Source organism: Mesorhizobium sp. M1E.F.Ca.ET.041.01.1.1, from assembly GCF_003997355.1.
GTDB lineage: Bacteria > Pseudomonadota > Alphaproteobacteria > Rhizobiales > Rhizobiaceae > Mesorhizobium.
Map to the genome: position 1 here is coordinate 1 of NZ_RZSL01000393.1, position 5,862 is coordinate 5,862.

General features: G+C 57.3%; 5 protein-coding genes. All 5 read right to left on the reverse strand.

Annotated features, from left to right (window positions below):
* On the reverse strand, nucleotides 1-676 hold a 676-nt coding region (locus EOA38_RS25635), incomplete at its 3' end, for an ABC transporter ATP-binding protein (RefSeq protein ID WP_145966063.1).
* Between the two features lie 22 nt (nucleotides 677-698).
* Nucleotides 699-1,580 (reverse strand): ABC transporter permease, encoded by an 882-nt coding sequence (locus EOA38_RS25640; RefSeq protein ID WP_127300554.1) that lies wholly within the window; start codon nucleotides 1,578-1,580, stop codon nucleotides 699-701.
* A gap of 1 nt (nucleotide 1,581) precedes the next feature.
* Nucleotides 1,582-2,520 (reverse strand): ABC transporter permease, encoded by a 939-nt coding sequence (locus EOA38_RS25645; protein ID WP_127300556.1) that lies wholly within the window; start codon nucleotides 2,518-2,520, stop codon nucleotides 1,582-1,584.
* On the reverse strand, nucleotides 2,520-4,121 hold the full coding sequence (locus EOA38_RS25650) for an ABC transporter substrate-binding protein (RefSeq protein ID WP_127300557.1): 1,602 nt from the start codon (nucleotides 4,119-4,121) through the stop codon (nucleotides 2,520-2,522). Before EOA38_RS25650 ends, EOA38_RS25645 begins: the two co-directional genes overlap by 1 nt.
* 25 nt (nucleotides 4,122-4,146) lie before the next feature.
* Nucleotides 4,147-5,685, reverse strand: a complete 1,539-nt coding sequence (locus tag EOA38_RS25655; RefSeq protein ID WP_127300555.1) for a M81 family metallopeptidase — start codon at nucleotides 5,683-5,685, stop codon at nucleotides 4,147-4,149.
* Nucleotides 5,686-5,862: the final 177 nt, after the last annotated feature.

The following is a 5,862-nucleotide window of genomic DNA, read 5'->3' on the forward strand; positions in this document are numbered from 1 at the left end:
CGCCCAGGTCATGCGTGATGAACATGACGGCCGTTCCCGTGCGCACCTTCAGATCGACGATCAACCGCAGAATCTGCGCCTGGATGGTGACGTCGAGCGCAGTCGTCGGCTCGTCGGCAATCAACAGTTCCGGCGAACAGGCAAGGGCCATGGCGATCATGGCACGCTGGCGCATGCCGCCCGACATTTCATGGGGATAGTTGTTGACCCGACGCTCAGGATCCGCGATGCGGACGAGACGCAGCATCTCTTCGGCTCTCTTCAGGGCCGCCGGACGCGAAGCCCTGGTGTGAATCTCCACCGCCTCTGCGATCTGGCGGCCGACCGTATACACAGGGTTCAGGCTGGTCATCGGCTCCTGGAAGATCATGGCGATCTGATCGCCGCGGATCTTTCGCATCTCGCGGTCGGACAGCTCAAGAAGGTCGCGTCCGTGAAAGCGGACCTCGCCGCTGACCGTCCTGGCGGACAGCTTCGGCAGCAGGCGAAGGATGGAAAGAGCGGTGACGCTCTTCCCGCATCCCGATTCGCCGACGACCCCTAGCGTCTCGCCTTTCTTGACCTGAAAGCTGATGCCACCCAGCGCACGGGTGACCCCTTCTTCGCCGTAAAAGTGTGTCTCAAGGTCTCGGACGTCGAGAAGTATGTCTTCTGCCACGGATTTATGCATTTGCATGTCAGTTGTATGCATCAGCATGTCAGCGCCTCCGCTTCGCGCGGGGATCGAACATATCGCGCAAACCATCCCCGAGCAGGTTGACCGAAAAAACCGTAAACGCAAGACAGATACCGGGAGCGAAGATCGTCATGGGCGCGATGGCGAGATAGAGGCGCGAACTCGCGATCATGTTTCCCCAGCTCGGAATCTCGGGCGGCACGCCGACGCCGAGGAAGCTCAGCCCCGCCTCTGTCAGGATCGCACTGGCGCAGACAGTGGCGCTCTGTACCATGAGCGCTGGAATGGTGCTGGGCAGGATGTGCCGCCACAGCACTTTGGGCAGGCCCGCACCGCCGCAGAGGGCGGCCTCCACATAGGGACGCTCGCGAACACTCAGAACCACCGAACGAACCAGCCGCGCAACGGCTGGCGTTTCGGGTATGGCGATTGCGACGATGAGGATGCCGATGCCGGGACCCGTCAGAGAAATGAGCGCAATCGCCAGCAGAATCGTCGGGATCGACATCAGGCCGTCCATGACTCGCATGACAATATTGTCGAACGTGCGATTGTAGCCGGCCAGGATGCCGATCAGAAGCCCGACAACGGCCGCGCAGATCGCCGACAGCAATCCGACCATGAGGGAGATCCGCGCACCGAAGATCGTTCGCGCGAACACATCCCGGCCCAGATTGTCGCTTCCGAACCACATTTCGGCGGAAGGCGGCCGGAGGCGCTTGAACGGATCCATGTTCCCCGGATCGCCGGCGTAAAGCGGGGCCGCGAGCGCCAGAATGATCAGGAGCGCTAACAGGCCGCCGCCGACCAGGACTAGCGGGTGTCGCCTCGCCAGACGGGGAACATCGGACAGCTGCAGCCGACCCATCGGCCCGGCTTCAACTGGCGCGGAGAGGAGGGTCATATTAGTACCGGATGCGCGGGTCGATCAGCGTATAGGCAAGATCGACGGTTAGGTTGATAAGGACGTACAGACCCGAAGTCAGGATGAGCACACCTTGAATTATCGGGTAGTCGCGATTGTTGATCGCATCCACGACCAGACGACCGATGCCTGGGATGTTGAACACCGTTTCCGTGAGAACAACCCCGCCGATCAGATAGGCGAAGCTTACGCCGATCACCGTCAGGATCGGGACGCCTGCATTCTTCAGAGCGTGGTGGAAAAGCATGGCATAGGACGAAGCCCCCTTGGCAGCGGCCGTTCGCATATAGTCTTCCGACAGGACCTCTAGCATGCTTGCACGCGTGACCCGGGCGATGAACGCAATGAAGCCCAGGCCCAATGCCACGGTGGGCAGGATGAGATGCACAAACCAGGGCCCAAGGCCACCGCCGATCGGCAGATAGCCCTGAACCGGCAGCCAGTGCGTTCGGATGGCGAAAAAATATATGAGGAAATAGCCGATGACAAATACCGGGACGGAATAACCAAATGCCGAAAAGGCCGTGAGGAGCCGGTCGACGAGACCGCTAGTTCGCCACGCGGCAAGGATACCGAAAGAGACCCCGACCGTCACCGAAAGGATCATCGTCAGGATCGACAGGGAAAGGGTAGGCTCAAGCCGCTGCGAGATGAGTTCGAGAACAGGTAGCCCAGAAAAGATTGAGATCCCGAAATCGCCCCTAAGCATGCCTCCTAGCCAACGAAAGAACTGAACTGGCATAGGATCCAACCCCATCTGATGGCGAATCCCGGCGATCACCTCCGCCGTGGCCGACTTCCCGGCGATCATGGCCGCCGGATCGCCCGGCGCCAGCCTGAGAAGCAGGAAGACGAAGATCCCGACCATCGCCATCACGGCGATGGTCGAAACGATCCTGCGAAAAATATAAGCCGCCATCAGGCCGAGACTTTCTGAATATTCCACATGGGCCAATAAGCCGACCGAAAATGAACCAGGCCAGTCAGAGATTTTCGGCGAGCGATTGGCTCAAAATACTGACCCAACATCAGAGTGCCAACGAAGTCCCAAGCGAGGTGCTGCATCTCGCGGGCCAACGCCTTGCGCTCCTCGAGTGTTTCGACTTTTAACCATCTGGCCCGGAGACCCTCGTATTGATCGTTCTTCGGCCAGCCATAATAAGCGTCTGCACCATTTGCGCGGAACAAAGGCACACCGATCGGATTATCGAGTTCGGCATCGGTCCAATCGCTTATATAGATGTTCCAGCCGCCGTCCTCAATCGGCCCCTTGTTTGCACGGCGTTTACTAACTCCGCCCCAGTCACTCGGCGCAAGCTCAGCATTGACCCCATTCTTCCGCAGGATGAATGCGAGATATTCTGCAGCCTTACTGACTGTCGGCCAATCCGTGGGTTGGAGAATAACGACTTTCTCGCCACTATATCCGGCTTCCTGAAAAAGTTTCTTGGCCTTTTCCGGGTCGCCTCCCTTCTTGTACCATCCCGTATTCTCGTCGTTGGAATACGCGGTACTGTTTCCAAATATCGATTTGACAGGGCGGAAGTATTTCGGATCGAAGCCGGCGGCCTGCATAATAGCCTCCTGATCAATTAGGTGAAGCATCGCCTGGCGCGCCTTGACGTTGTCAAACGGCGGCTGCAGAAAATTCATGCGCACGTGCATGTCTCTGCCCGACTCGTTCACGTTTTCCAACGCGAGGTTGGCATCGCTTTCGATCAGTGGATAAAGATCGGATGGCGGTGTTGCAACGAAATCGACCTCTCCCGCTTGGAGCGCCGCAACGGAAGTCTGTTGATCCGCAATAACTAGCGAGACCACTCGATCGACCTTGACGACCTTTCCGCCGGCGTACCCGTCTGCTGGTTCCTGACGGGATATATATTGTTCATTTCGGTCGTAAGTGAAGCTTACGCCTGGCTTGGCTAAAGCGTTATTGAACTTGAATGGCCCGGATCCAATGTTCGCAATGACTTGCTCCGCGGCAGGGCGGCTCGCGTCTTTCTCGCGCATGATGGCTAGATAATACCCACCGGAGGACGCGAGCAAAGTTATGAGAAGCGGCAACGGTTCGTTGAGCGTGATCGTGAAGGTCTTCTCGTCTTTTTTCGAGATATCCTTGGCCCTTGCCATGATCAGTTTTCCACCTGAATCCACCTGGCTCCAGCGTCGTATCGAGGCCACACAGTCCGCCGCGGTGACTGGGCTGCCGTCGTGGAAGGTCAGGCCCTCACGGAGTTGGAATGTGTAGGTCTTCTTGTCCTCGGAGAGGCCCCATTTCCCCACCATCTGCGGTTGCGGAATACCTTTGGAATCGAGTGCCAAAAGCGTGTCGTAAATCTGATAAGCATGATATGCGCCCTCTATCGAGAAGATCGGATCGAACACAAAGATGTTAGGAGCAACCCAGCGCACGGTCCGAACGTCATTCGGTGTCTGCGCCCGAAGGATTGTCGGCATTGATACCGCCGTTCCGGCGGCCAAACCTGCTTTGATAATTTCGCGTCTAGTGATTGTCATGCTCCGTTCCTCTCTTTTTCGTTTTTTAAGGATTAATTCCCAGTCGCTCATACACTCTTATCGGAGCGCCGGCAGAATGTTGCCTGGCGGTGATTTTGGGACTGGCAATATCGTGTTCGGGCCAGAAGTGCGCTTTCCGGAACTCGAATTGATGTTTTCTATAGTAGCCAACGCCAGGCGTATTCACGAGCACCGGCGTAGCTAGACCAGCGAAGTTCGAAACAAAGTGGAAACCTGATTTAACGACTACGAAATCGAGATCTCCGATAACCACTTTCTGGCTTGTGAAAGCTGCTGGATCAATGGTGTCGGCCGGCTTCGTGGTCAGTAGCACTTGGATGCGGTCATCTACCCTGAGGACGGCCGTTGGTCCCATAGCACTGCGGGCGCCGTTGCCGACGGGACCCTCCACGATAAAATTTCCGTCACTCACGTTTTCAACAAGCCCTGTGACCAATCGAGGCGTGAACCCCGGCGTGTATCCTGCTCCGACAGACAGCGTAACAGTTGCACCTACACCAGCCTCTATCGCCCTGGCCGCTGCGACGGGATCTGTGATAGGTACTGCACCGCGCAGTCCCGGATAGCCATCGAGCGCTGCGGAAAGCAAAATCGTGCCGTCTCCCGGGGCGCCCGCCGCGACCCGATCGCCCATATCGCCGATCGCGAATGGCCGTTCATCCGGCGAACTCCGCACACGCTCAAAGGCCTCGTCAACCGTCAAAAGGTCGTCCTTGAAACGCTCGCGTTCCACCCAGAAGCGTGTCGCAAGGTCTACAGCGATGGAAGATGTGTCGGCGCTTGGGCCATTGCTCAGGATGGTGACAACCTGGCCGATTTCGTCATCATCGGTAAAGCGGAACACGTTGTAGATCGAGATATCCTTAATCGATGGATGCAGAGCCGCGTATTCGCGTGCTTTTGCATGGATTTCGGCCAGCGGCCCGGAGCCGGTTTCACCGGCACCCGGCAGGATCATAGGCACCCGCGCCGAAACCGTGACCGGCTTTAGACGCCCCTCAAGTTGCTCGATCAGCAGTTCCGCAACTTTATGGCCGCATTCGACTAAGTCCGAGTGAGGGTTTTCCTTGCAGGCAATACAAATATCGGTGTTGTCGAGCATGTGGGGTGTAATATGGCCATGCAGATCAAGACCGACACCAATCGGCACAGTGGGGCCAACGAGATGGCGAAGCGCTTGAAGAAGATCGCCTTCGGCATCGGGCATTTCCGTGGTTCCCATGGCGCCGTGCAGGTCCAAACCAATTGCATCAGGCCTGATGCGCCGAACCGCATCCAAAAGTTCCTCGCGCATACGCAAGTAGAAATCATGATCGACAAGGCCGCTAGCGCCCCCGCTCGCCGAAAAGACTGGTTCAATTGTCACGCCCGCCTTGACAAGCGTTTCAGTGAGTCCCTTCAGCACGCCGGTTGGCGATCTTAGGATATCCTGACCACGTTCCACCACGAAGAGCTCCTCGTCGGCAGGCCTTGGGTTCAGTCTATTGGATTCCTGGCTGAAGTCGGCAACGAGAATGCGATAAGCCTTTGAGATTTCTGGCACTCGATCGATCCCCTCTTTGTAAGTCGCCGCCTATTCCGTTGGTAGAACGCAGCAAACCGGCAGTGAATTCTTACAGCACGCGCCGTTAGCTGAAACTACCGGTCAGTGCCTCTTTGGCAGCCTCAAATTTCTGTCTCTCGTCGGGTTCGACGTTTCATAGATGCACTGCTCATGCAC

Bases quoted from the DNA above. Each gene is read 5' to 3' on its own strand.
- EOA38_RS25645 (WP_127300556.1), bottom strand. From the start codon at position 2,520: ATGGCGGCTTATATTTTTCGCAGGATCGTTTCGACCATCGCCGTGATG.
- EOA38_RS25640 (WP_127300554.1), bottom strand. From the start codon at position 1,580: ATGACCCTCCTCTCCGCGCCAGTTGAAGCCGGGCCGATGGGTCGGCTG.
- EOA38_RS25650 (WP_127300557.1), bottom strand. From the start codon at position 4,121: ATGACAATCACTAGACGCGAAATTATCAAAGCAGGTTTGGCCGCCGGA.